At 42.6% G+C, this 25,048-nt stretch carries 21 protein-coding genes; 10 read left to right on the top strand and 11 right to left on the bottom strand.

The window, feature by feature from the left end:
* Positions 1-700: 700 nt before the first annotated feature.
* From ruvB to aspS, 4 genes are all read right to left on the bottom strand, one after another.
* A complete protein-coding gene (gene ruvB / locus L1077_RS24325; RefSeq protein WP_046356427.1) occupies positions 701-1,702 on the bottom strand; it encodes a Holliday junction branch migration DNA helicase RuvB in 1,002 nt (333 codons plus the stop codon).
* Between the two features lie 2 nt (positions 1,703-1,704).
* On the bottom strand, positions 1,705-2,322 hold the full coding sequence (gene ruvA, locus L1077_RS24320) for a Holliday junction branch migration protein RuvA (RefSeq protein WP_237139406.1): 618 nt from the start codon (positions 2,320-2,322) through the stop codon (positions 1,705-1,707).
* 2 nt (positions 2,323-2,324) lie between these two features.
* Positions 2,325-2,846: a crossover junction endodeoxyribonuclease RuvC gene (gene ruvC, locus L1077_RS24315; RefSeq protein ID WP_046356426.1), complete on the bottom strand. Its 522-nt coding sequence runs from the start codon at positions 2,844-2,846 to the stop codon at positions 2,325-2,327.
* Positions 2,847-2,957: 111 nt separating this feature from the next.
* Complete coding sequence (aspS, locus tag L1077_RS24310; protein ID WP_039607797.1) at positions 2,958-4,739, bottom strand: aspartate--tRNA ligase; 1,782 nt, start codon at positions 4,737-4,739, stop codon at positions 2,958-2,960.
* A 195-nt stretch (positions 4,740-4,934) separates the two neighbouring features.
* Between aspS and L1077_RS24305 the strand changes: the two genes are divergently transcribed.
* The 4 genes from L1077_RS24305 (at position 4,935) to L1077_RS24290 (ending at position 7,283) form a co-directional block, all read left to right on the top strand.
* On the top strand, positions 4,935-5,783 hold the full coding sequence (locus tag L1077_RS24305; RefSeq protein ID WP_237139405.1) for a DUF72 domain-containing protein: 849 nt from the start codon (positions 4,935-4,937) through the stop codon (positions 5,781-5,783).
* Between the two features lie 68 nt (positions 5,784-5,851).
* Entirely contained in the window at positions 5,852-6,049 is a 198-nt protein-coding gene (locus L1077_RS24300; RefSeq protein WP_237139404.1) for a hypothetical protein, read from the top strand.
* A 306-nt stretch (positions 6,050-6,355) separates the two neighbouring features.
* On the top strand, positions 6,356-6,517 hold the full coding sequence (locus tag L1077_RS24295; protein WP_237139403.1) for a hypothetical protein: 162 nt from the start codon (positions 6,356-6,358) through the stop codon (positions 6,515-6,517).
* 259 nt (positions 6,518-6,776) lie between these two features.
* The gene (locus tag L1077_RS24290) at positions 6,777-7,283 is read left to right on the top strand and encodes a M48 metallopeptidase family protein (protein ID WP_063361979.1); all 507 of its coding nucleotides are present in this window, start codon (positions 6,777-6,779) and stop codon (positions 7,281-7,283) included.
* Between the two features lie 38 nt (positions 7,284-7,321).
* On the opposite strand, the gene L1077_RS24285 is transcribed toward L1077_RS24290, so the two are convergent.
* The 3 genes from L1077_RS24285 to L1077_RS24275 all read right to left on the bottom strand — a co-directional run bounded on the left by L1077_RS24285 (position 7,322) and on the right by L1077_RS24275 (position 9,920).
* Complete coding sequence (locus L1077_RS24285; protein ID WP_237139402.1) at positions 7,322-8,119, bottom strand: M48 family metallopeptidase; 798 nt, start codon at positions 8,117-8,119, stop codon at positions 7,322-7,324.
* Positions 8,120-8,308: 189 nt separating this feature from the next.
* Positions 8,309-8,917 (bottom strand): nucleotide exchange factor GrpE, encoded by a 609-nt coding sequence (gene grpE, locus L1077_RS24280; RefSeq protein ID WP_237139401.1) that lies wholly within the window; start codon positions 8,915-8,917, stop codon positions 8,309-8,311.
* A gap of 58 nt (positions 8,918-8,975) precedes the next feature.
* A complete protein-coding gene (locus tag L1077_RS24275; RefSeq protein WP_237139400.1) occupies positions 8,976-9,920 on the bottom strand; it encodes an HrcA family transcriptional regulator in 945 nt (314 codons plus the stop codon).
* Positions 9,921-10,014: 94 nt separating this feature from the next.
* Here L1077_RS24275 and nadK point away from each other — a divergent pair, with 94 nt between their 5' ends.
* From nadK to recN, 3 genes are all read left to right on the top strand, one after another.
* Complete coding sequence (nadK, locus tag L1077_RS24270; protein ID WP_237139399.1) at positions 10,015-10,899, top strand: NAD(+) kinase; 885 nt, start codon at positions 10,015-10,017, stop codon at positions 10,897-10,899.
* 62 nt (positions 10,900-10,961) lie between these two features.
* Positions 10,962-11,549 (top strand): hypothetical protein, encoded by a 588-nt coding sequence (locus L1077_RS24265; protein WP_237139398.1) that lies wholly within the window; start codon positions 10,962-10,964, stop codon positions 11,547-11,549.
* Between the two features lie 61 nt (positions 11,550-11,610).
* The gene (gene recN / locus L1077_RS24260) at positions 11,611-13,287 is read left to right on the top strand and encodes a DNA repair protein RecN (protein WP_237139397.1); all 1,677 of its coding nucleotides are present in this window, start codon (positions 11,611-11,613) and stop codon (positions 13,285-13,287) included.
* A gap of 53 nt (positions 13,288-13,340) precedes the next feature.
* Here recN and L1077_RS24255 read toward each other — a convergent pair whose 3' ends face one another.
* The 4 genes from L1077_RS24255 to L1077_RS24240 all read right to left on the bottom strand — a co-directional run bounded on the left by L1077_RS24255 (position 13,341) and on the right by L1077_RS24240 (position 20,800).
* Positions 13,341-13,946, bottom strand: a complete 606-nt coding sequence (locus L1077_RS24255) for a cytochrome b (RefSeq protein ID WP_237139396.1) — start codon at positions 13,944-13,946, stop codon at positions 13,341-13,343.
* 198 nt (positions 13,947-14,144) lie between these two features.
* Complete coding sequence (locus L1077_RS24250; protein WP_237139395.1) at positions 14,145-15,560, bottom strand: FAD-dependent oxidoreductase; 1,416 nt, start codon at positions 15,558-15,560, stop codon at positions 14,145-14,147.
* A gap of 10 nt (positions 15,561-15,570) precedes the next feature.
* The gene (gltB, locus tag L1077_RS24245; RefSeq protein ID WP_237139394.1) at positions 15,571-20,028 is read right to left on the bottom strand and encodes a glutamate synthase large subunit; all 4,458 of its coding nucleotides are present in this window, start codon (positions 20,026-20,028) and stop codon (positions 15,571-15,573) included.
* 433 nt (positions 20,029-20,461) lie between these two features.
* Complete coding sequence (locus L1077_RS24240) at positions 20,462-20,800, bottom strand: Grx4 family monothiol glutaredoxin (protein ID WP_237139393.1); 339 nt, start codon at positions 20,798-20,800, stop codon at positions 20,462-20,464.
* Between the two features lie 235 nt (positions 20,801-21,035).
* On the opposite strand from L1077_RS24240, the gene L1077_RS24235 reads away from it, so the two are divergent.
* From L1077_RS24235 to L1077_RS24225, 3 genes are all read left to right on the top strand, one after another.
* Positions 21,036-21,617 (top strand): Fe-Mn family superoxide dismutase, encoded by a 582-nt coding sequence (locus tag L1077_RS24235; RefSeq protein ID WP_063361989.1) that lies wholly within the window; start codon positions 21,036-21,038, stop codon positions 21,615-21,617.
* Between the two features lie 192 nt (positions 21,618-21,809).
* A complete protein-coding gene (locus L1077_RS24230; RefSeq protein ID WP_237139392.1) occupies positions 21,810-23,732 on the top strand; it encodes a PrkA family serine protein kinase in 1,923 nt (640 codons plus the stop codon).
* A gap of 22 nt (positions 23,733-23,754) precedes the next feature.
* Entirely contained in the window at positions 23,755-25,041 is a 1,287-nt protein-coding gene (locus tag L1077_RS24225; protein ID WP_237139391.1) for a YeaH/YhbH family protein, read from the top strand.
* Positions 25,042-25,048: the final 7 nt, after the last annotated feature.

Raw genomic sequence — 25,048 nt, 5'->3', positions numbered from 1 at the left:
CTATAAAATTAGCTTAAATGTCGATAAATAGCACAATGTCTAAGTTAGCAAGACCTTTATAACCCCATATGTTTGTTTCAGCATTTAAATCATTTTATTTTCCGCTTTTACTGATTAATTAACATTTTTATTCCTAACCGACAAAGCAAGCGTAATTATTTACTCAGAATGCATAAAGTAAGGGATTTATTCACTTTGCGCGAATAAATGCTCAAAACACCATTGGTAATACCAATTAACAACAAATTATCTAATATTCACATTTTGCGCATAAATAGTACAAATTCATTTAAATCAATTAGATACACCTACTGATATCAGCATATTCTACCAATGTAAAAAATGGTAAATAGCATTCGCATTAGTTATTTTTATCTGAAAGATATAATTTTTCTAGTTTGATAATAATCCATAAGATCTCTAATATACACCCTGTACTGAGCGCACTGCTTAACGCAATGCAAAGCCAGTTACCGAGTGATAGAGTTCTGATTTACTCTGTTGCTTTTGATGAGAACCTTTTGGATAAAACCTTAACAGACTCATCAGTTCCCTGGATTACTTCCTTCAACTTGTTGTTTTCGCCCGCACATATGTGCGGGCTTTTTTTTGCCTGAAATTTAAGTTCAGATTGAAGGGCTAGCAAATTCAAATGAATACAATTAAAAAAGCCATCGTAAGTACGATGGCTTAATCGCTGCTATTCTTTAGAAAGGTCAAAGTGTAGATATGCTCGGTCGGATACTATTCGCCCTCTCGGCGTACGTTGTATAAAGCCTTGCTGGATCAGGTATGGCTCTATCACATCCTCTATCGTCTCTTTCTCCTCACCAATTGCCGCAGCAAGGTTATCAAGGCCCACAGGTCCGCCGGTGAACTTCTCTATAATGGCCAGCAAGTACTTTCTGTCCATATAGTCAAAACCACATTTATCGACGTCAACCATATCTAATGCTTGGTTAGCAATGGTTTTATCAACGCTGCCATCACCTTTTACATCAGCAAAATCACGGACACGACGTAACAGGCGGTTTGCGATCCTCGGCGTACCGCGTGCCCTTTTGGCAACTTCACGGGCGCCTTCTTCGGTTGTTTCTAAATTTAAAAAATGTGCAGAACGGCTGACAATTTGTGACAAGTCATCCACTGAGTAAAACTCAAGCCTTTGCACAATACCAAAACGGTCTCTGAGCGGTGAAGTCAACGATCCCGCTCTAGTCGTCGCACCAACCAATGTAAATGGCGGTAAATCCAATTTGATAGAACGTGCTGCTGGCCCTTCTCCGATCATGATATCTAACTGATAGTCTTCCATCGCTGGATATAAAATCTCTTCCACTTGCGGACTAAGACGATGGATCTCATCAATGAATAACACATCACCTTCTTCAAGGTTGGTCAACATAGCAGCCAAATCACCCGCTTTTTCGAGTACTGGGCCTGATGTTGTTTTAATGTTCACACCCAACTCATTGGCTACAATATTTGCAAGGGTTGTTTTACCTAACCCAGGCGGACCAAAAATCAATAAGTGGTCCAGCGCTTCTTCACGTGTGCGCGCAGCTTCAATGAAAATTTCCATTTGCTGTTTCACATGAGGCTGCCCCGTGTAATCACTCAGTAGTTTTGGGCGAATCGCTCTATCAATTTGTTCTTCATTACCCTGAACTTCGGGCTCAATTAGTCTGTCAGCTTCTATCATAATTACATCATAGACCTAAGCGCTTCTTTGATAATGGTTTCAGTATCTAAACCATCGCCTTTAACAGCTTTAACTGCTTTTTGTGCCTGAGCAGCTTTATAGCCCAGCGCCACTAGCGCCGCAATGGCGTCATCAGCGGGTAAATTTCCCACAGTAGGATCGTCCTGTGGCGGGATAACAGCCTTATCACTAAATGGCGTAAACAAGTCATGACCAAAGTCTTTTAACTTGTCTTTCATTTCTAAGACTAGACGCTCTGCGGTCTTTTTGCCTACACCTGGAATTTTAACTAACGTAGATGCATCACCATGATTTACGCACTGCACAAATTGCTCAGCTGACATACCTGACAAAATAGCGAGCGCAAGTTTGGGGCCCACACCATTTGCTTTAATCAGCTCTCTAAATAAAGCACGCTCTGTTTTGTTATTAAACCCGAATAACAGCTGAGCGTCTTCACGAACAACAAAGTGTGTGAAAATCGCTGCTGGCTGACCCGTACTTGGCAGCTCGTAGAAACAAGTCATCGGCATTTGTACTTCATAGCCTACCCCATTTACATCAATGAGAATTTCTGGCGGCTGCTTTTCTAATAAAGTACCACTGAGTTTACCTATCATAATTATCTTAACCTTCCACGAACTGTCTTTTTAGCATTGCCTGCTAAGCGAATTAAGTTTTGTTCAGAGTGTGCATGACAAATTGCAATTGCCAATGCATCGGCAGCATCTGCTTGTGGGGTGCCCGGTAATTTTAAAATGCGTTTTACCATTTCTTGCACCTGAGACTTATTTGCTCCACCGGTGCCCACCACAGCCTGTTTGATCTGCCTTGCCGAATATTCATGTACAACCACATCTTGCATAGTGGCTGCAACAATGGCGGCACCTCTAGCTTGTCCAAGCTTCAGCGCTGAGTCTGGGTTATGTGCCATAAATACTTGCTCTATCGCAAAGCTGTCTGGAGAAAACTGTTCTATCAACTGACTAATGCCTTGAAAGATCATTTTTAATCGAGTCGGAAAATCATGCTCTCCAACTTTAATACAGCCGCTACCTAAGTATTTAAACTTTGCACCTTGATGCTCAATAACACCATAACCTGTAAATCTCGAACCAGGGTCTATGCCCAAAATAACTGCCAAGGCACTGCCCTCTTTGCTTTTTTCAACATCATGCCAAAATACTGTATGGATTTCCAGTTGTTAAACAAAAAAGGCGGCTATTAAAGCCGCCTTTTCAAAGTAAGTCAGTGACTACTGCTCTTCACTTTGTTCTTGCTGTGCTTGTACTGCAATTGCAAGCTCAGTCAGTGCATCTGGGTTTGCAACGCTTGGCGCATTGGTCATTAAACAAGACGCCTGAGTTGTTTTAGGGAATGCAATCACGTCACGAATGTTATCTGTACCACATAGAAGCATTACTAGACGGTCAAGACCAAACGCTAAACCAGCATGTGGGGGTGTACCGTATTTTAGTGCGTCAAGTAAGAAGCCAAACTTATCTTGCTGCTCTTGCTCTTCAATACCTAAAATTCTGAATGCTGCTTGTTGCATCTCGTTATTGTGGATACGAACAGAACCACCACCGACTTCATAGCCGTTAAGCACCATATCGTACGCATCAGAAATCGCCACAGCTGGATTTGCTTCTAACTCTTGTGCGCTGATGTCCTTTGGTGCTGTGAACGGGTGATGTACCGCGTGCAAGTTACCTTCGTCATCTTCTTCAAACATTGGGAAGTCAACAACCCAAAGTGGCGCCCACTTGTTCAGATCAGTGATCTCTCTGTCCAAACCAACTTTCAGACGCAGTGCACCCATCGCTTCGTTCACCACGTTGCGCTTATCTGCACCAAATAGAATGATGTCACCTGTTTGCGCGTTAGTGCGCTCTAGTAATGCACTGATCACATCTTCATTTAGGAATTTAGCGATAGGTGATTGCACACCTTCCATGCCTGCTTCACGGTCATTAACCTTCATCCAAGCAAGGCCTTTCGCGCCGTAAATACCTACAAACTTAGTGTACTCGTCGATTTGCTTACGAGATAATTCAGCACCGCCTGGGACTGTTAGTACTGCAACACGACCTTTTTCATCGTTAGCAGGACCCGCTAGAACTTTGAACTCGACATCTTTAACAATATCAGCAACGTCAATAAGCTCTAATGGGTTACGTAAGTCAGGCTTGTCTGAACCAAAACGACGCATCGCTTCAGCATATGGCATGGTTGGGAACTCACCAAGATCAACGTTTAGTAGCTCTTGCCACATTTCACGGATCATACGCTCAGTGACTTCACGCACTTGATCAGAACTCATGAATGACGTTTCTAAATCGATTTGGGTGAATTCTGGTTGTCTGTCAGCACGTAAATCTTCATCACGGAAACATTTTACGATTTGATAATAACGGTCGAATCCAGACATCATTAACAACTGCTTGAACAGCTGTGGTGATTGCGGCAATGCGTAGAAGCTGCCTTTGTGTACACGGCTTGGTACTAAATAATCACGCGCACCCTCAGGTGTTGCTTTCGTCAGTACTGGTGTCTCAATGTCTAGGAAATCATTAGTATCTAAGAAACGACGCACGAAACTTGATGCTTTTGCACGTAGCTTAATACGATCGCTCATCTCTAAACGGCGAAGGTCTAAATAACGGTACTTTAGACGACGCTCTTCTGAGTTTTGCTGGTTAAAGTCTAACGGCAAAGGCTCAGAACGGTTAATGATCTCAAGGCCTGTGCCCAAGATTTCAACTTCACCGGTTGCCATGTCTTTGTTAACTTGGCTGTCAGGTCTTGCACGCACACTACCTGTCACTTTCACACAAAACTCTTGACGCAGCGTATTTGCAACGTCCATCAAGCCTTCAACTTCTGGGTCAAAAACAACTTGAACCAAGCCTTCACGGTCTCTTAAGTCGACGAAAATTAATCCACCTAAGTCACGGCGCTTATTGATCCAACCACATAATTCGACTTCTTGACCTACGTGGTCCTTATTTAAATTTCCGCAGTATATAGAGCGCATATCGTTCCTATTTGCTTAGGCTTGCATGAAAAAGTGCTATCCAGCCTATAGCTATCGTAATTAACAAAAATAATCGCCAATTATATAAAACTGGGGGGCTTTGTCATCCTTATAAAGCAAGGAATCTTCGCAAAGTTGATTTTTTTAGGTACTCTCAATTTGTTAAACTCGAAAAAAACACTAATGAAGAGAACTATGTTGTATTTAGGTTGCCCACAATGGAGCTCATCGCACTGGAAAGGACGCTTTTTTAGTCAGCACTGTAGTAATGCCAACATGCTCAGTGAATATGACACCATGTTTAATAGTGTTGAAGGCAATACAACGTTTTACGCTAACCCAAAACCTGACACCGTTTTACAATGGAAAAATGCCATTTCCGATGATTTTAGGTTCACTTTTAAGCTACCTAAACAAATATCGCATGAGCTCGCGCTGCAAAATTGTCACAAAGAGCTAGAAACATGGTTAACCCTCTTTTCGCCACTATTCGAAAAAATAGGTATGGTCATGCTACAACTACCTGCTAGTTGTGGACCCGAGCATCTCCCAAGGATACAAAACTTTGTGGCTCAATTACCCAGTGAACTTTGTCTAGGTATAGAAGTACGCAACTTAGCATTTTTTCGTAAAGACGATAATGAAAAGCGCTTAAACCAATTTTTGATGAGTAAAGGCATTAATCGCATCATGATGGATACGCGCCCTTTATTTAGTGAAGCGCCAAGCACACCAGCGATTGAAGATGCACAACGTAAAAAGCCCCGAGTCCCTGTCAACGTCATTGCAACCGGTGAGCGGCCTATGTTGCGTTTCGTAGGTTGCTCTGCACTTGAAAATAATCGCCCATTTTATCAGCCTTGGCTCAAAAAAATCCATACATGGCTCGCTGAAGGTAAAGAGCCCATCGTCTTTTTTCACACTGCGGACAACTACGACGCACCACTGTTAGCGCGACAATTTATTCAAGACTTAGGAATTGACCACAAGGTGCTACTGCCTTTCCCTGCGGAAAAACAACCGCAGCAACAAACATTATTGTGAAATTTGACAGTTCGAACGTAAACTGGCATGTTGGATTTGGTTATAATAAAAATAGTGAAGGATTGACCATGCTACTAAAACTACAAAAAAAACGAGTAAAAACCTTATCCTATGACAAAGCCAGCTTACCTGACGCGCAAACGCATGATGTTGCGGGCGGAAAATCTGGTGGCAATTCACGCGCTTCGGACTGTTGTCAGGCAGTCTTTGCCTTACCAGGAGGCAACTCACGTGCCTCAGACTGTTGCACGTTAGAAACCAATTAATGCTATGTGGTGAGTGCCTAGCACTCACTTCCACCTCTCTAACGCAAAACCCCTTCTAACTAGATATACTCCCATTTTTAAAGTTAAAACCTCTTCGAGGTACCCATTATGTTTCGCACGCTACAGATAATTTCAACGCTCTAACATAAATAAAACCGTTTACTTTAGGTTTTGCAACTAATTGTGAAGCCTCACACGCTTTAATAAACCAATAATACACATTGGCGTTCACCGTAAGTACTTGACATAATTGAAAGTCAATGGCAGCGTAAAATTGGTTCTTAAATTAAATAAGAAGGAAAAACCATGTTACTAAAGCTACAAAAAAAACAAGTAAAGACACTATCACATGACAAGGTTCGCCTGCCAAATGCACAAACGAAAGGTATCGCTGGCGGACAAGCTCATGCTCAATTGCCTCCTACAGAAGATAATAGTGGTACTTCTAGCTGCTGCCAGATCTGCTGATAACTAAATTAAGATTTAGCTTTCTACTACATATCAAATTGATAATTTAGGGTGTTTCAACACCCTCTTCACTCCCTGTACATATCGAGCTTTTCCATAATAAATGAATGCGATTTCACTGGAATACCTTTGCAAATGTTATACTCTGTCAGTGCAAAACGTATATTTACTGCAGCCACTATGCCCAAAGCAGTTAATTTAAGCACCCAAGAAGTTATAATACTTAGCAGAATGTCCGCAAAATTATATAAGCACAACAATGCAGCAATTAAAGTATTTCCAGCACTATCCTGACAGCTTACAAGCACAAATTGCTTCTTTGATAAAAGAGCATAAATTACAAAGCTATTTCAAAAATAAATACCCTTGCAGCCACCAACTACAAAACCAGCAAGCGCTGTATCAATACTGTACTGATATTAAGCAGCGCTTTTTGAAAAATACCCCAAGATTAAATAATGTCAGCTTCACTAAACATACAGACATGATGAAGGGGACGCTTGGCACACACACTCACAAACAGCATCGTCATGGCCAAAAACTCAAAGCACGTTACGACATAGCTTTAAACAACCAACTAAAATATGCGCCCGAAGCCATATTACGCGCACTCATTGTTCACGAATTAGCGCACTTTAAACATGCCGAACATGACAAAGCGTTTTATAAACTGTGCTGTAACATGGAGCCTGATTATCATCAATTAGAGCTAGATTTACGCCTCTTTATCGTCTTAGATGAGTTAGCACTTAACTTTTATAAATGATCTGAAGCAAAGCAAATCAGTGCTAACCCAATATTGCCTCACACACGGCACTGCGGGCTAAGCCCCTTTTGCTTGGCAGCTCTATACAAGGTGTTCGCCTCAGCCATTTTACTGTTGAGCTTTTCAATACGGTTATCCGGCGATGGGTGTGTAGATAAAAACTCCATTGGCCTATCTCCGCCTAGTTTTTCCATGTTTTGCCAAAGCTCAACGGCACCAATAGGTTTAAAGCCCGCCTTGGCCATAAGATCTAGCCCTATCACATCAGCCTCACTTTCATGTGCACGGCCAAAAGGTAAGGTTAAGCCCACTTGAGCACCAACACCAAGCCCCTGCATTATGACGTTGCGCGACTGCACGTTATTCATTTCCATCATGGTATTGCCCAATTGCAAGCCAGCCTGAACTAACCCACTTTGTGTCATTCGCTCATTGGCATGCTGCGCAATCACATGTCCTACCTCATGACCCATTACCGCAGCAAGTTGATGCTGATCTTGCGCTACTTTTAACAAACCTGTGTGAACGCCTATTTTGCCACCAGGCAGTGCAAATGCATTGGCACTGTCATCTTTGAACACCACCACTTCCCATCTTTGTTCTGCATATTTGTTAGGTAGCTGAGCGATAAGTGCATCGGCTATGCATTGCACATATTGGTTCGTTTTAGGATCTGCTTCTATCGCTTGATCTGCCTTTATTTGCTCAAAGCCTGCTGATCCCAGTTCATTCATTTTTTGCTCTGAGTGCAGCATTATTTGGGTTCTTCCGGTCGGCGATGTTTTACAGCCAGCTAAAAACATCGCTGCAATAACACAAGCAACAACTCGTTTCATATTACTTCCTACTCATTTCTTTTATCGCTACTCTATTTATCAAATTGCATATCAATAAGACAGCACCCTCGACCAAAATAGAATAACTCTATTGCTGTTCTATTAATAATAAAGCACATTGGAGTTGAGGTGAAAAAAATCCAATAAAAAAGCCCGCTTGATGCGGGCTTCTTTGGACCAAATAACGGTTTATTCAGCCGCTTTTGATACCATAACCATTGCAGGGCGAAGTAGACGACCATTCAACTTATAGCCTTTTTGCATAACAGCTAATACAGTATTTGGCGCAACATCATTACTTGGCTGCATAGACATTGCTTGGTGGAATTCAGGTGAGAAAGCTTCGCCTTGCGGGTTAACTTCTTCAACGCCAAACTTACCAAGTGCATCAGAGAAGCTCTTCAGCGTCATCTCAATGCCTTCAAGAATAGATTTCGTTGCTTCGTTGTCTTTATCAGCAAATTCAATAGCGCGCTCAAGGTTATCGATCACTGGTAATAGTTCATTTGAGAACTTCTCTAGTGCAAACTTATGTGCTTTTTCAACATCCTGTGCCGCGCGACGACGCATGTTTTCTACTTCTGCTGCAGCGCGAACTACGCCATCTTTTTGGCCTTCAATCGTTTGCTTTGCAGCTTCAAGCTCAGCGTATAAACCAGCAATTTCTTCTTCAGGGCTTATTTCGCCTTGTTCAGACTGTGGCGCTCCTTCCTGTGCTTGCGCTTCAGCAGCTTGTTCTACTACTTCTTCTTGTGCAGTTTCTAGTTCCTGCTCTGGTGCTTTTGTCTGCTCAGACATGAAAGTTACTCTCCGATTCTTTACAACTGCCGTAATTATGGGGATTGATTTTTTAGTTTCAAGAGTCTTTTTGCTCTAACCGACTAAATTCGTCAATTATTGCTTCAATTGGTGCCTCAGCTGGACACACGACACAAAATCGACTTTGATATTCTTGGTCCATAAAATAAGGCACACTTAAAATAACGTACCGCGATAAATTGTCCGCATCTACTTCACTACCAAGTATGACAGATAACCCATCACGAAAAGCCAGCTTGTCTTCTATCTGATGTAAAAAAGGCACCCCTAAACTAATCTCATTACTCTTACCGAGTCGATTGTAGATATGCCGCTCTCCAACCACGATGCTATTATCAGTACCCAACTGCAAACTGAGTTCACGCGTCCACTGAGTGAGTAGCGCCCGACAATCTGGCATCGCCGTATTGGCCATCGCGCGCATTCGATGCAGTCCCTCTTTTAGCGTGTGCTGACTAAATACAGTGTTCATCCACAGTGCAAATTGATAACGCATTTCATCTGAGTTGTCTGTGGGCTTATTGATACAAATATTCTGTGATTGCCCCGCTTTATCAATAAGCAGTACCAACCAATGCTTGCGGTCAAAGTCCAACACTTCAACGCGAAACACTTGTTGACTACTAACTTGAGGTAAGCCTACCACACAACACACCTGATAATGCTGACTCAATGAATGCGCTAAAGTGACTAAGTGTTCCTGCTCTGGCTGCCAGTAGGTCGCTATGTTATCGAGTTCAAAATATTCTTGTAGCCAATACTTAATGCCAACGTCAGATGGCACACGCCCCGCCGATGTATGGGGTGAGAAGAGTAGTCCATGATTTTCTAAACGCGCCATCGCATTGCGCACCGTTGCCGAGCAAATGGCCATACCTTTCATTTTTGCAATTTTACTCGACGCGACAGGCTGCCCCTCACCATTACAGTAAAGTGTCATAACCGCGGAGAAAACTTGTTTATCACGAGCACTTAATTTCATAATTCTTTATGTTGGGACGAATTTCAAAGTTTCAAGCGCTTCAATTTTAAGATAATCTTGGAGGGAGTTTACATACCAAGGATTTGCGTTAAAAATGAGCACTCCATTTAACACCATCGGCCTTATTGGCAAACCGAATCATGACGGCGCGGCTCAGACCTTACATCGCCTTTATACATTTTTGCAAGCATTGGGCTATGAAGTTTTTGTAGAACGTCGAGCAGGCAAACAACTGGACGTTCTACAAGATGAACAGTTGCTCGACCTTGTCGAACTTGGAGAAAAGTGCGACCTTGCTGTTGTGGTAGGTGGTGACGGTAATATGCTTGGCGCTGCAAGAGTGTTGGCCCGTTTTGATGTTGCAGTGATCGGTGTTAACCGCGGAAACCTTGGCTTTCTAACCGATTTAAATCCACATGATTTCGAACCCGCACTTGAACAAGTACTCAGTGGTAAGTTTGTTGAGGAGCATCGCTTCTTGTTAGAAGTGGAAGTATATCGCCATGCTCAGCTAAAAAGCGCCAATTTGGCAGTCAATGAAGCTGTACTCCATGCCGATAAAGTTGCGCACATGATCGAGTTTGAAGCCTTTATTGATGAGCAATTTGTTTTCTCACAGCGCTCAGACGGATTAATAGTAACCACACCGACAGGTTCTACTGCATATTCATTATCTGGTGGCGGGCCCATTCTGACACCAGAACTCAATGCAGTTGCCTTGGTTCCCATGTTCCCACATACACTATCCAGTCGACCTTTGGTCGTGGATGCAAATAAACAAATAAAACTTAAACTCAGCCCTGAAAATACCGCAAGCCTGCAGGTCAGTTGTGACAGTCATGTAGTTTTAGCACTACTACCTGGAGATGAAGTGGTGATTAAAAAAGCAGCACAAAAACTGAGACTTATTCATCCAACAAGCTATTCCTACTACCATGTTCTTAGAGAAAAACTAAATTGGGGCAGTAGGCTTTACTAAAGTGAATTTGTTAAGCAGAATAGGACAGATTTATTTTCTAATTTAGGGAAAAGTAAGACAACATGACTTACATAGTGTTTGTATCGATAGTATTGCTCATCACTATCCTCGGCGTATACATGGTCATTGAAAACAATCGACAAAAAGCCCGTGACGCTGAGAAGAAAATTTTTAATGAGCGCGTAAAAGACATTACCTCTTTGTATAAAAGAAAAATAGCGGAGTATGTTGACTGTAAACTGATCAGACCCAAGCATGCACCAAAATTTAACGCTATTGTCGGCAATTTTTTCGTAGTTCAAGCGCATAATGAAGAAAACTTGGCACGCCTAGAAAGAGTTAGTGAGCATTTATTAAGCCAAGTTGGCTCAGAATTAAACAAATGCCGCAGCAATGACACGGTAGATTTATTAACCGAACAACTGTTTTTATTTGCTGCTGAATTGCCTTCAGCTGGTATTGCTTACAACAAAAACTTTTATACAGAAATTCTGCCAGCGCTGATATCTCGAATACAGACACCAGATTCTTACGAAGCGATACAGCCTGAGGCTGAGCCAGAAGTAGGAACTGAACCTGAAGCCGTGTCTAACGATAGCAGTGAACAAGCGCCCCCTCCGTCAAGACAGGCAGCTGACGTCATCAATTAAAAGTTGATTTTTTAATAAATGCTGTATAAATTAACAGTAAAATACTGTTTGGATATACAGCATGCTTACTAGTTTGCAAATTAAAAACTTTGCCATAGTCAGTGAACTTAACATCGATTGGCGTTCCGGCATGACAGCCATTACTGGCGAAACCGGTGCAGGTAAGTCGATAGCAATTGATGCCCTATCCCTTTGCCTTGGCGAACGCGCTGATGCAAATGCGATCCGCCCTGAAAGTAGTAAAGCAGAAATTTCTGCGCAATTTGATATTCGTAAGCTGCCACAAGCACAAAAATTTCTGTCTGAGTTACTGCTCGATGATGAGGAGCAAAACTGTATTTTACGTCGCGTGATCACACGAAATGGTCGCAGTAAAAGTTTTATCAATGGCTCCTCAGTAACGGCCGCTCAACTTAAAGAGCTGGGCCAAATGTTGATAGCCATTCACGGACAGCATGCTCACCAATTGCTGTTGAAGCCCGAGCATCAGCTTGGCTTACTCGATGCTTATGCAGGTCACCATAACCTGCTAAGCGCGGTCAAAACCCAATATAACCACTATCACAAATTGCAAAAAGAACACGCCAGCTTGTTAAAGCAGCAACATGCACAAGCAGCAAAAAAGCAACTGCTTGAATATCAAGTTGAAGAGCTCGATGAATTTGCGCTTCAAGAGGGTGAGTTTGAGCAAATTGAAGCTGAACATAACAGACTCAGCCACGCCCAAACTTTAGTGGAGAGCTCGCAACGTGAGCTAATGAGTCTGTATGAACAAGATGACCAAACAGTACTTGGCCAACTTCAACACAGTGTACAAACTTTTAGTGAGCTGAGTACGTTAGATAAATCTTTAGAAGGTATATCTCAAATGCTCAGCGAAGCGGCTGTACAACTAGAAGAAGCCTGCCGAGAGATCCGTAGCTATGGTGAAAGCGTTGAGCAAGATCCTATCCGTTTACAAGAAATCGAAGAGCGGATCACGCAAGCGATGGCGCTTTCAAGAAAACACCAAATTCAACCAGATCAGCTCGCGGCTCACCACTTTGCTTTAAAGCAAGAGCTAGATAACATCTGTTCAGATAACGCGCGTATCGACGACTTAGAGCATGAAATTGCAGAAGCATTACACGCTTATCACATTTCTGCTAGCCAACTAAGTGAAAGCCGTGCCGTTGCTGCGAGCACACTCAACACGCTGATCACGAACAGTATGCACGAACTTTCTATGGAAAATGGCCGTTTTGCCATTGAGCTTAGCAAAGAGACAGATCGACGCCCCAATGAACTCGGTATGGATAATATTGAGTTTTTGGTATCTACTAACCCGGGTCAGCCGATGCAGCCACTCGCTAAAGTTGCTTCAGGTGGTGAATTGTCAAGAATAAGTCTAGCAATTCAAGTGATTATCGCAAATAAAGTCACTACACCTACTTTGATTTTCGATGAAGTAGATGTGGGTATCTCTGGCCCTACTGCGTCTCAGGTAGGAAAGCAATTGCGTTTATTAGGTAAATCAACACAAGTTATTTGTGTAACGCACTTGCCGCAAGTTGCCTGCAGTGGTCATCAACAGTTTTTTGTGCAAAAAGCAGTTGAAAATGCGCAAACTTACACCTCTATGGTGCCGCTAGACAAGCAAAAACGAGTAGATGAAATAGCCCGCTTACTCGGTGGTGACAGCGTAAGTAATACCACGCGAGCCAGTGCCAAAGAGCTACTCAGTGTACAGGGCTGTTAAAGCCACGGTAGACAAGCAAAGAGGTATCCAGATTGATACCTCTCATGAAATGATTAGGGCGCGCTTGAGGTCATTTTTTTAAGGGTCCGATCTTTTTTCACAAAATGGTGGAACAATGCAGCCCCGGCATGCCCGACAATCAATATCCACATAAGCCATGCACCTAAAATTTCTTTATGAATAAAATCAATCGGCTTCTCAAACTCTTTGAAAGTCAGCCCCCAACTTTCAACGACAAGATATTGAAACAGCGCTGTATCTGAAAACTTTGGTATATCGAATAAAAAGAAAAACTCAGTATGCACTCCCGTTCCAATATACCCAGTGATCGGCGCGATAATCATGATCGCATAGAGGGCGTAATGGCCTATATGCGCAGCTAAATGCTCCAAATTAGTACCTGGCTCAGGCTTTGGTGATTTATTCATTGCTCGCCACACCAATCTCAATACCACAATGCCCATTATCGATACGCCAAATGATAAATGTAATTGCAATACCGTCCAGTTTTCAGGCGTTTTGGCCTCTGTAAACCACTGGCGATAATAAACGCTTACGTATGCTGCTAAAAATAACATAGCCATGAGCCAATGGATCCATTTGGCAATACTGCCATAGTCTGTATCGCTATTTTTAAACGCCATAAATACCTCAATCATTTTGCTACTTAAGTTTAATCTTAAAGCTTATGATAATGCTAAACACAACCCTTGTATTGCGGTTAATTATGGACAAGGTATCCAAAAAATTAGAACGTAAGGGCAATGGTCAGGTGTTAGCGGCTCTAAAACAAAAAAAGCCCCATCATTAGAATGATGAGGCTTTAAGCAAAGTACTAAGTTATCTTAAGTTTTTGGTCATACTTCAAGGTAATCTAAAATACCTTCAGCGGCGTTTCTGCCTTCAAAAATTGCCGTTACAACCAGATCAGAGCCTCTTACTGCATCACCACCAGCGAAAATCTTGGGGTTACTCGTTTGATGTGTAAAGGCTCCCTGCTCTGGCGCGACGATCCCGCCCCAGTGATTAATTTCGACATCATACTGAGCGAGCCAATCTAGGTTGTGTGGTTTGAAACCAAACGCAAGGATGACAGCATCTGCATCTATTATATGCTCTGAACCTGCGACTTCCTGAGCTCGTCGACGGCCATTACTGTCAGCCTCACCAAGCTCTGTTTTGATCATCTGCACACCTGTCACATTGCCCTGCTCATTTAATACTATGCCCTTAGGCTGCACATTGAATTGAAAATTAACTCCTTCCTCTTTTGCGTTTTTAACTTCACGCTTAGAGCCCGGCATATTTTCTTCATCACGACGATAGGCACATACCACTGATTTGGCTTTTTGACGCACAGAAGTTCTTACGCAGTCCATGGCAGTATCACCACCACCCAGCACCACTACACGCTTGTCCGCCATGCTAATATAAGCTTGCTGTGACTCATCATAGCCCATCACACGATTTGTATTACCAATTAAAAATGGTAAGGCATCATATACCTGTTTAGCATCCTCATTCTCCAGGCCTCCGCGCATATATTGATAAGTACCCACACCGACAAACACAGCGTCATACTGGGCAATTAACTCGTCCATTGTCACGTCTTTGCCAACTTCCGTATTTAACTTAAACTCAACCCCCATTTCAGTGAAGATCTCACGACGCTTTTCCATTACTGTTTTTTCCAACTTAAAAGAGGGAATACCAAACGTAAGTAAACCGCCAATCTCTGGATTTCTATCGTATACGACTGCTTTAACGCCATTTCTGACTAAAATATCAGCACAACCAAGCCCTGCCGGTCCCGCCCCAATAATGGCAACCTTTTTGTCTGTCCAAGTAACATACGAAAGGTCAGGTTTCCAACCTTGGGCAAAGGCCGTATCGGTAATGTACTTTTCGATATTACCAATGGTCACAGCCCCAAACTCTTCATTCAAAGTACAAGACCCTTCACAAAGTCTATCTTGTGGGCATACTCGTCCGCATACCTCGGGTAAGCTATTTGTGCGATGAGATAACTCTGCCGCTTCAAAAATCCGCCCAGTGCGGATCAGTTTTAACCACTGTGGAATATAGTTGTGAACTGGACATTTCCATTCACAATATGGGTTTCCGCAATCTAAACAACGGTCAGCTTGTGAATCCACTTGCTGCCCTGAAAAAGGCTCGTAAATCTCAACAAAAGAGCTCTTGCGTGTTGAGATCGGTTTCTTTCTTGGGTCAACACGCTGAACATCGATGAATTGGTAAACGTTTTCGCTCATAACTCCTCCTTTACTGCGCCTGCACTCTAAGTTCCGCACTACTGCGCGCTCGATGTCCAAGTAAGCTCTTTACATCACTTGACTTAGGTTTCACTAACTTAAACATAGGTACATATAATTCAAAGTTAGCAAGTACTTGCTCAGCTCTATCAGAACCTGTGCATTCCAAATGCTCAGCAATCATGCCTCTTAAATGCTCTTGATGAGAAGGCAAGTTATCTAACGTCAATACCTCTACTAATTCTGGATTAAAGCGTTTATCCATATCGTTTTCTTCGTCTAAAACGTATGCAAAGCCCCCTGTCATACCGGCACCAAAGTTCACGCCAATTTGACCAAGCACACACACTACGCCACCTGTCATATACTCGCAGCCGTTATCGCCTAAACCCTCAACGACAGCGTGCACACCAGAGTTACGTACACCAAAGCGCTCACCGACTTTTCCAGCAGCAAATAACTTTCCGCCCGTTGCACCATATAAACAGGTATTTCCAGCAATCGTCGCTTGATGAGACTTGAAGCTAGAACCAAGTGGTGGCCTGATCACTAACTTTCCACCTGCCATGCCCTTGCCAACATAATCATTTGCATCACCAACAAGGGTTAATTCCAAACCACCAGCATTCCACACACCGAATGATTGCCCAGCAGTACCGTGTAGCTCAATTGCCACTGGATCTGCTGCCATTCCCTGATTTCCGTATAAGTTTGCAATATAACCTGACAACATCGCGCCTACTGATCGATCTGTGTTCTTAATCCGGCTGACCAGTGAAGTGCCGCTCTTGTCGTCGATGGCTTGCTGTGCCTTATTGAGCAAAGATTCATTTAACTCACCTCGATAGTGCGAGGTATTTTCCGCACTACAGTACAAGGTTTGCTTACTTGGGTTATTCGGCTTGGCCAAAATTGGCGATAAATCCAGCTTTTTCTGCTTACTCGTCTTGCCTTCAAGTACTTCCAGTAAGTCAGTGCGACCAATTAAGTCCGTAAGTTTAGTCACGCCTAAGGTAGCCATTAATTCACGTGCTTCCTGTGCAATAAACTTGAAGTAATTCATCGCCATCTCTGGTAAGCCATGGTAATGACGCTGACGCAACGTATCATCTTGTGTGGCGACACCTGTGGCACAATTATTTAAGTGGCAGATACGTAAGTACTTACAACCTAGCGCAACCATAGGACCAGTACCGAAACCAAAACTCTCAGCTCCTAGAATAGCGGCTTTGATGATGTCTAAGCCCGTTTTTAACCCACCATCAGTCTGCAAACGGATCCGATGACGTAGGCCGTTTTCAACCAGTGCTTGCTGCGTTTCTGCAAGACCTAGCTCCCACGGACAACCCGCATATTTAACCGATGTAAGGGGGCTTGCACCCGTACCACCGTCATAACCTGCGATGGTGATCAGATCAGCATACGCTTTAGCTACCCCTGTTGCGATGGTGCCGACACCTGGTTCTGATACTAACTTTACCGAGATCATCGCCTTAAGATTAACCTGCTTCAAATCAAAAATAAGCTGAGCTAGATCTTCAATGGAATAAATATCATGATGCGGGGGAGGTGAAATCAAAGTAACTCCCGGTACTGAGTACCTGAGTTTTGCTATATATGGCGTGACTTTTTCACCCGGTAATTGCCCACCTTCACCTGGTTTTGCACCCTGCGCTACTTTTATCTGGATCACATCGGCACTTTGCAAATAGTGAGGTGTAACGCCAAAACGACCTGAGGCAACCTGTTTGATACGAGAGTTTTTCTCGTTGCCAAATCGCAGCTTATCCTCACCACCTTCTCCTGAGTTTGAAAAACCACCTAAACGGTTCATCGCTATTGCCAGCGCCTCGTGCGCTTCGGGAGAAAGTGCACCAATACTCATCGCTGCAGAGTCAAATCGCTTATACAAAGCCTCTGCAGGCTCCACCTCTTCAATTGAAACCGCGTTATGTGCTGGTTTTAATTTCAATAAATCTCTTAAATTAGTGACTGGACGATTATTAACAATATCTGCGTATTTTAAATAGTCTTCGTATTTACCCGACTTAACAGCTACTTGTAATGATTGCACGACGTCTGGATTGTAAGCATGATATTCACCACCGTGGACAAATTTAAGCAATCCACCATGACTCAATAACTTACGTTTGCTAAACGCCAATTGATTTAACAACTTGCTCTCAGCTTCAAAGTCGCTAAAGTCTGCGCCTTTTATACGACTCACGACTCCCTTAAAGCAGAGTTCGACAACATCGTCAGCAAGGCCCACTGCTTCGAACAACATAGAGCAACGATATGACGCAATGGTGCTAATGCCCATTTTCGACATGATTTTATACAGGCCTTTGTTTATTGCGTTGCGATAAGACAGCGTCACATCTCGATATGATTTTTTAATCACGCCTTTATCACATAATGAAACGAGCGTTTCGTAAGCCAAGTAAGGGTAAATTGCTGTCGCACCGAAGCCTAGTAGTACAGCAAATTGATGCGGATCTCGCGCACTGCCCGTCTCCACAATAATATTAGAGTCGCAGCGCAGGTTTTCATTCACCAAACGCTGTTGAATGGCACCTACCGCCATGGCTGCCGGTATTGGCAATTGGCCTTTAGCAATATCTCTGTCGCTCACCACAATCATCACACAGCCACTGGCAGCTTTTTGCTGAGCCTCATCACACACGCGCACAATGGCATTTTGCAAGCCTTCGTCTGGTGCATAATTAAGATTTACTTTGCCAACTTGATAGTGAGCGTCATCTGCTTCAATGAGTTGCTTGATATCTGAATACGTCAAGATGGGTGAATCAAACTGCAATCGCTTCGCGTGACCTGTGGTCTCATTAAATACGTTTTGCTCACGACCGATGCATGTTGCCAATGACATCACGTGATTTTCACGTAATGGATCAATTGGCGGGTTAGTTACTTGCGCGAACTTTTGTCTAAAATAATCATAAATTGAGCGAGTCCCTTGCGAGAGCACAGCAAATGGCGTGTCATCTCCCATTGAACCAGTAGCCTCTTGGCCATTTGCGCCCATTACGCTTATCACCTGCTCAACTTCTTCATTACTGTAACCAAATTGCTTTTGATAGGTCAGTAATGTTTCCTCAGAAAAGTCTCTTTGCCCTGCATCTTTCTCATCGAGTTGCTCAAATGGCGTTAAGCGCTGTACATTTTGTTCGAGCCAAGCTCTATATGGATGCCTTGCTTTAAGATCCTGGTCAATCTCTGAAGATTGCCAAATTTTACCATGAAGCGTATCAACAACCAGCAGTTCACCAGGCCCTACTCGACCTTTTTCAACTACCTCATCTGCTTCATAGTCCCAGATCCCAATCTCTGAAGCGACTGTAATAAAACCATCTTGTGTAACCACATAGCGCGCAGGTCGTAAACCATTTCTGTCAAGGTTACATGCTGCAAAGCGACCATCAGACATCACGATACCCGCAGGTCCATCCCAAGGCTCCATGTGCATTGAATTAAAATCATAAAATGCACAAAGGTCATCATCCATAGCACGGTTTTTTTGCCAGGCAGGCGGTACTAACATACGCATAGCTCGGAAAATATCCATTCCACCCGCTAAAAATAGTTCTAAGATATTATCTAAGCTTGATGAATCAGAACCGGCTTCATTGACAAAGGGCGCTGCCAGTTGCAGATCGGGTAAAAGAGGCGATGAGAATTTATACGCGCGAGCACGCGCCCACTGCCGGTTACCCATGATGGTGTTAATCTCACCATTGTGTGCCAAATAACGAAATGGTTGTGCTAGTGGCCACTTAGGCTGAGTATTTGTTGAAAATCGTTGGTGAAAAACACAAATGGCGCTAGTCATACGCAGATCAGCCAAATCTAAATAGAAGTTTGGTAAATCTGCAGGCATCATCAACCCTTTATACACAGTGACAAGGCCAGAAAGACTAGCAATATAAAATTGCTCATCCGATGTAATGCGTTTTTCAATTCGCCGCCTTGCAACATATAAGCGGCGCTCTAAATCTTTTGGTCGCCAGCCTTCAGGCGCACTGACAAACACTTGTTCAAATTGCGGTAATTGTGACTTAGCAATTGGTCCCAACATATCAGGTTGAATAGGCACCACTCGCCAGCCGACTATACTTAGCGTTTCTTTTTCTAGTTCTTCATTAATAATACGTTTAGCAGACTGCGCCAATGCATCATCAGCGTTTAGGAAAACCATACCAACTGCATAGTTTTTGCCTAATCGCCATTCATTTTCGGCTGCTATCGCGCGAAAGAAACTATCTGGCTTTTGCAACAGTAAACCGCAGCCATCACCTGTTTTACCATCTGCTGCTATCCCACCTCGGTGCTGCATACGATCAAGACCCGTGATCGCTGTACGTATTAATTTATGGCTTGCTTGGCCTTGTGTATGTGCAATCAGACCAAACCCGCAGTTATCTTTTTCTAATGCCGAGTCGTATAACATAGACCCCTCCCCTTGCTACACCTGCCAGCTTGAATGACTTCGACGATTTACTGGCAGATATTCAAAATTAGCGCTGAAATCAAAGAGAGTCAACAAGGTATCGAATAAATATTCACTACATTGAATATTTTTCAACGACCCTATAACGTAACCAAAATTTAATATAATGCACTAAATGGCCTTTTTAGTTCCTTAAAAAGAATTGACACCGGTATCAAATGTTAAACTTTTGATTTATAGAAAAGAAAAAAGAACAGTTTACGTAAACGTAAAGAAATGAATAAATGAATAAATATTCACTGAAGCAATATTTGATATTTCTTCAACATATAGGGAGGTAAACACGGGTTTTGAGTTTAGAGATTGGAAAGTAAATACTACGGACACAAAAAAGCCCGAAATAAATTCGGGCTCTTCAGAAATAGCGGCATGATTACTCTGCTGCTTCTTCTTTATTTTTAGCAGCTGTCTCAGTGATCAGTGGTTGAAGTTCGCCTTTTTGGAACATTTCAATGATGATGTCACAGCCACCGATTAACTCGCCTTCTACCCAAAGCTGTGGGAATGTTGGCCAGTTTGCGTAATGTGGTAACTCTGCACGGATATCTGGGTTTAAAAGGATATCTACATACGCAAATTGCTCTCCACATGCCATCAACGCCTGCGAAGCTTGAGAAGAAAAACCACAGTTAGGTAACTTAGGAGATCCCTTCATATATAGAAGAATTGGGTTTTCTGCAATTTGCTGTTTGATCTTATCAATGGTTTCCATATATACCTCAAATGACGATATTAGCTGTTCGCATGCAACATTTTGCTCAAAATTAACGCATACGAAAAATTCACACTACAAGTCTTGGCCTCGGGCATTGCTGTTTACCAAAACTTGAGTAAAATACTCAGGAATTATAGTATCACTATATAGCACTAAAACGTACTTAAAAGTGCCCTAGCAATGGCATCTTTTTTAACTGTTTAGAGTATCCAACATAAAAATGGAGATTAAAATGGCTTTTGAACTACCGTCACTTCCTTATGCTATCGATGCATTAGAGCCACATATTTCTAAAGAAACTTTAGAATTCCACCATGGCAAACACCACAACACATACGTTGTTAAGCTGAATGGCCTAGTAGAAGGTACTGACTTTGCAAACAAAACTCTAGAAGAAGTTATTGTTAGCTCTGAAGGCGGCGTTTTTAATAATGCAGCACAAATCTGGAACCACACTTTCTACTGGCACAGCCTTGCACCAAATGGTGGTGGCGAAGCTAAAGGTAAAGTAGCAGAACTGATTGACGCAAAATGGGGCTCATTTGCGGCATTCCAAGACGCTTTCAACGACAAAGCAGTAAATAACTTCGGTTCAAGCTGGACTTGGTTAGTTCAACTAGCTGATGGTTCTTTGGACATCATTAATACATCAAATGCAGAAACTCCGTTGACACAAGATGGTGTAACACCACTTATTACTGTTGACCTTTGGGAGCATGCTTACTATATCGATTACCGCAATGTTCGCCCTGAGTACTTAAAAGGTTTCTGGTCGCTTGTAAACTGGGATTTTGCTAACCAAAATCTAGCTTAATTACAACAGTATAACTGTACCAATTTAAGCAATAAACAAGGCGCGTAAGCGCCTTTTTTACCCCTCATCAAAAACCTCTATCACATTAAATTCTCATATTTTTTAAGCAAATATCCCAGAACCTGACTAAGCTTTAAGTACGCCTAGCATTTTAGCCCACGCATTTTATTTAACAGGTTATTGGAGTTTGATATGACAATATTTGAGCATTACCAATCCCGATACGAAGCAGCAAAAGAAGAAGAATTCACAATTGCTGAATTTCTTGAAATCTGTAAAGAGGATAAGGCTGCTTACGCCAGTGCGCCTGAACGGTTGCTCATGGCGATCGGCGAGCCAGAAATGATCGACACATCAACAGATGCAAGACTGAGTCGACTATTTTCAAACCGTGTGATAGCACGTTATCCTGCTTTTAACGAATTTTATGGCATGGAGGATGCCATTGAACAAATCGTTTCATACTTAAAACACGCCGCTCAAGGTTTAGAAGAGTGTAAACAAGTGCTGTATTTGCTCGGGCCCGTTGGTGGTGGTAAATCATCTATAGCTGAAAAGCTAAAGTATCTAATGCAACAGGTGCCTGTTTACGCAATTAAAGGTTCACCTGTTAACGATCACCCCTTGAGCTTATTCAACCCTCAAGAGGATGGTGAGTTACTAGAAAAAGAATACGGCATTTCGAAACGTTACCTTAAAACGGTTATGTCTCCATGGGCTACCAAGCGGTTACACGAATACAACGGCGACATCAGTAAGTTCAAAGTTGTCAAACGCTACCCTTCAATTCTTGACCAAGTTGCGATTGCCAAAACAGAGCCTGGTGATGAAAATAATCAGGATATTTCTGCACTGGTAGGTAAAGTGGACATCCGTAAACTTGAACATTTTGCCCAAAATGATCCAGATGCTTATGCCTATTCTGGGGCGCTATGTTTAGCAAACCAAGGCCTAATGGAATTTGTTGAGATGTTCAAAGCACCTATTAAAGTGCTGCACCCACTATTAACTGCAACACAAGAAGGTAATTACAACGGTACTGAGGGCATATCCGCATTACCATTTAATGGCATTATTCTCGCGCACTCCAACGAATCTGAGTGGCAGACCTTTAAAAACAACAAAAACAATGAAGCATTTTTGGACAGGGTATTTATCGTAAAAGTACCTTATTGTCTGAGAGTGTCTGAAGAAGTTAAGATTTATAAAAAGCTGCTTGAAAACAGTGAGCTTAAAGAGGCTCAGTGCGCACCAGGCACGTTAGAAACGCTGGCTAAGTTTTCATCTTTATCACGCATTAAAGAGCCAGAAAACTCTAGTATTTACTCAAAAATGCGCGTCTACGATGGTGAGAGCTTAAAAGATACCGATCCGAAAGCGAAGTCTTATCAAGAATATCGTGACTATGCAGGTGTTGATGAAGGTATGAATGGCCTCTCTACACGCTTTGCATTTAAGATTTTATCTCGGGTGTTTAACTTTGATCACGCAGAAGTCGCCGCCAACCCAGTGCATTTATTCTATGTGCTAGAGCAGCAGATTGAGCGAGAACAATTTAGTGCAGAAGTACAAGAGCGATATTTGAGTCACCTAAAAGGCTACTTAATTCCACAATACGTTGAATTTATTGGAAAAGAGTTGCAAACCGCATATCTTGAGTCTTATTCTGAGTATGGCCAAAATATTTTTGACCGCTATGTCACATATGCAGACTTTTGGATCCAAGACCAAGAATATCGCGACCCGGATACTGGTCAACTTTTCGATAGAGCAGCACTCAATGCAGAACTTGAAAAAATTGAAAAGCCGGCAGGCATTTCAAATCCGAAAGACTTCCGAAATGAAATCGTCAATTTTGTCCTAAGAGCACGAGCACACCATAATGGCGATAACCCCGTATGGACGAGCTACGAAAAACTTAGAACAGTCATTGAGAAGAAAATGTTCTCAAACACAGAGGACTTGCTGCCTGTTATTTCTTTTAATGCCAAAACATCGGCAGAAGATCAGAAAAAGCATGAGGACTTTGTTAACCGGATGATGGAGAAAGGATACACCCAGAAGCAAGTACGTTTGCTTTCTGAATGGTATTTAAGAGTTCGGAAATCACAGTAATCTAACGATTGGAGGGTGGTCAATGGCACATTTCATCGATCGAAGATTGAACGGTAAAAATAAAAGTACGCCAAATAGGCAACGCTTCATTAGACGCTATAAAAAGCAAATTAAAGAAGCGGTGTCAGATGCTATTAATAAACGTAGTGTGACAGATATTAGTAGCGGCGAGAGTATATCGATACCGCAACGTGATATTAGTGAACCTGTGTTCCATCAAGGTAAAGGTGGAAACCGTGAGCATATACACCCTGGTAACGATCAGTTTAGTACTGGCGACAAAATACAACGCCCTCCCTCTGGTCAAGGGGGAGGTGCAGGAGAAGGCAATGCCAGTGATCAAGGTGAAGGACAAGATGATTTTGTCTTTTCGATATCTAAAGACGAATATCTTGATCTGTTGTTTGAAGATTTGGAGTTACCCAACTTACAAAAGAGCCAACTTGATAAACTGGTACAAATGAAAACGCACCGAGCTGGGTTTTGCAACGATGGCATGCCCAGTAACCTGGATATTGTTCGCTCGTTAAAAGGCTCTATCGCAAGACGAATAGCAATGACAGCCAGTAAACGTAACAAGCTAAAGGAGCTCGAAGAAGAGCTTGAAGCATTATTGGCTGAGCCAGTGCCACCACAGCACAAAATAGAGACACTTGAAGCAGAGATCGAGACTTTAAGAAGGCGCATTGCCGCTGTGCCTTTCATTGATAATTACGATCTCAGATTTAGAAACTATGAAAAACGCCCACACCCCACCAGCAAAGCCGTTATGTTTTGTTTGATGGATGTATCAGGTTCAATGGACCAAGCAACTAAAGATATGGCAAAACGCTTTTATATTTTGCTTTATCAGTTCTTGACTCGAACCTACAAAGACATTGAGGTTGTGTATATTCGTCACCATACACAAGCAAAAGAAGTGGATGAACAAGAGTTCTTTTATTCTCAGGAAACAGGCGGCACCATAGTATCCAGCGCATTAAAACTAATGGACGAAATCGTCGCTGAGAGGTATTCCCAAGGTGATTGGAACATTTATGCAGCACAAGCATCTGATGGGGACAATTGGGCAGATGACTCTCCTCACTGTACTGATATTCTTGCAAATAAGCTCCTTAAAGTAGTGCGTTATTACGCTTACATCGAGATAACAACGAGAGCACATCAGAGCCTTTGGAGAGAGTATCAAGGATTATCTGCGGCCTATAACAATTTTGCTATGCAGCACATACGCTCCGTAGAAGATATCTACCCTATCTTTAGAGAGCTCTTTAAAAAGAATCGCCAAAAACAGCAAGGTGCAGCATAAACAGGAG

It is taken from the genome of Pseudoalteromonas luteoviolacea, assembly GCF_021654285.1.
In the GTDB taxonomy this organism is placed as follows: Bacteria; Pseudomonadota; Gammaproteobacteria; order Enterobacterales; family Alteromonadaceae; genus Pseudoalteromonas; species Pseudoalteromonas luteoviolacea_J.
This window is presented reverse-complemented; position numbering and strand designations above follow the sequence as displayed.

Bases quoted from the DNA above. Each gene is read 5' to 3' on its own strand.
- ruvB (WP_046356427.1), bottom strand. From the start codon at position 1,702: ATGATAGAAGCTGACAGACTAATTGAGCCCGAAGTTCAGGGTAATGAA.
- ruvA (WP_237139406.1), bottom strand. From the start codon at position 2,322: ATGATAGGTAAACTCAGTGGTACTTTATTAGAAAAGCAGCCGCCAGAA.
- aspS (WP_039607797.1), bottom strand. From the start codon at position 4,739: ATGCGCTCTATATACTGCGGAAATTTAAATAAGGACCACGTAGGTCAA.
- L1077_RS24305 (WP_237139405.1), top strand. From the start codon at position 4,935: ATGTTGTATTTAGGTTGCCCACAATGGAGCTCATCGCACTGGAAAGGA.
- L1077_RS24300 (WP_237139404.1), top strand. From the start codon at position 5,852: ATGCTACTAAAACTACAAAAAAAACGAGTAAAAACCTTATCCTATGAC.
- L1077_RS24295 (WP_237139403.1), top strand. From the start codon at position 6,356: ATGTTACTAAAGCTACAAAAAAAACAAGTAAAGACACTATCACATGAC.
- L1077_RS24290 (WP_063361979.1), top strand. From the start codon at position 6,777: ATGCAGCAATTAAAGTATTTCCAGCACTATCCTGACAGCTTACAAGCA.
- L1077_RS24285 (WP_237139402.1), bottom strand. From the start codon at position 8,119: ATGAAACGAGTTGTTGCTTGTGTTATTGCAGCGATGTTTTTAGCTGGC.
- grpE (WP_237139401.1), bottom strand. From the start codon at position 8,917: ATGTCTGAGCAGACAAAAGCACCAGAGCAGGAACTAGAAACTGCACAA.
- L1077_RS24275 (WP_237139400.1), bottom strand. From the start codon at position 9,920: ATGAAATTAAGTGCTCGTGATAAACAAGTTTTCTCCGCGGTTATGACA.
- nadK (WP_237139399.1), top strand. From the start codon at position 10,015: ATGAGCACTCCATTTAACACCATCGGCCTTATTGGCAAACCGAATCAT.
- L1077_RS24265 (WP_237139398.1), top strand. From the start codon at position 10,962: ATGACTTACATAGTGTTTGTATCGATAGTATTGCTCATCACTATCCTC.
- recN (WP_237139397.1), top strand. From the start codon at position 11,611: ATGCTTACTAGTTTGCAAATTAAAAACTTTGCCATAGTCAGTGAACTT.
- L1077_RS24255 (WP_237139396.1), bottom strand. From the start codon at position 13,946: ATGATTGAGGTATTTATGGCGTTTAAAAATAGCGATACAGACTATGGC.
- L1077_RS24250 (WP_237139395.1), bottom strand. From the start codon at position 15,560: ATGAGCGAAAACGTTTACCAATTCATCGATGTTCAGCGTGTTGACCCA.
- gltB (WP_237139394.1), bottom strand. From the start codon at position 20,028: ATGTTATACGACTCGGCATTAGAAAAAGATAACTGCGGGTTTGGTCTG.
- L1077_RS24240 (WP_237139393.1), bottom strand. From the start codon at position 20,800: ATGGAAACCATTGATAAGATCAAACAGCAAATTGCAGAAAACCCAATT.
- L1077_RS24235 (WP_063361989.1), top strand. From the start codon at position 21,036: ATGGCTTTTGAACTACCGTCACTTCCTTATGCTATCGATGCATTAGAG.
- L1077_RS24230 (WP_237139392.1), top strand. From the start codon at position 21,810: ATGACAATATTTGAGCATTACCAATCCCGATACGAAGCAGCAAAAGAA.
- L1077_RS24225 (WP_237139391.1), top strand. From the start codon at position 23,755: ATGGCACATTTCATCGATCGAAGATTGAACGGTAAAAATAAAAGTACG.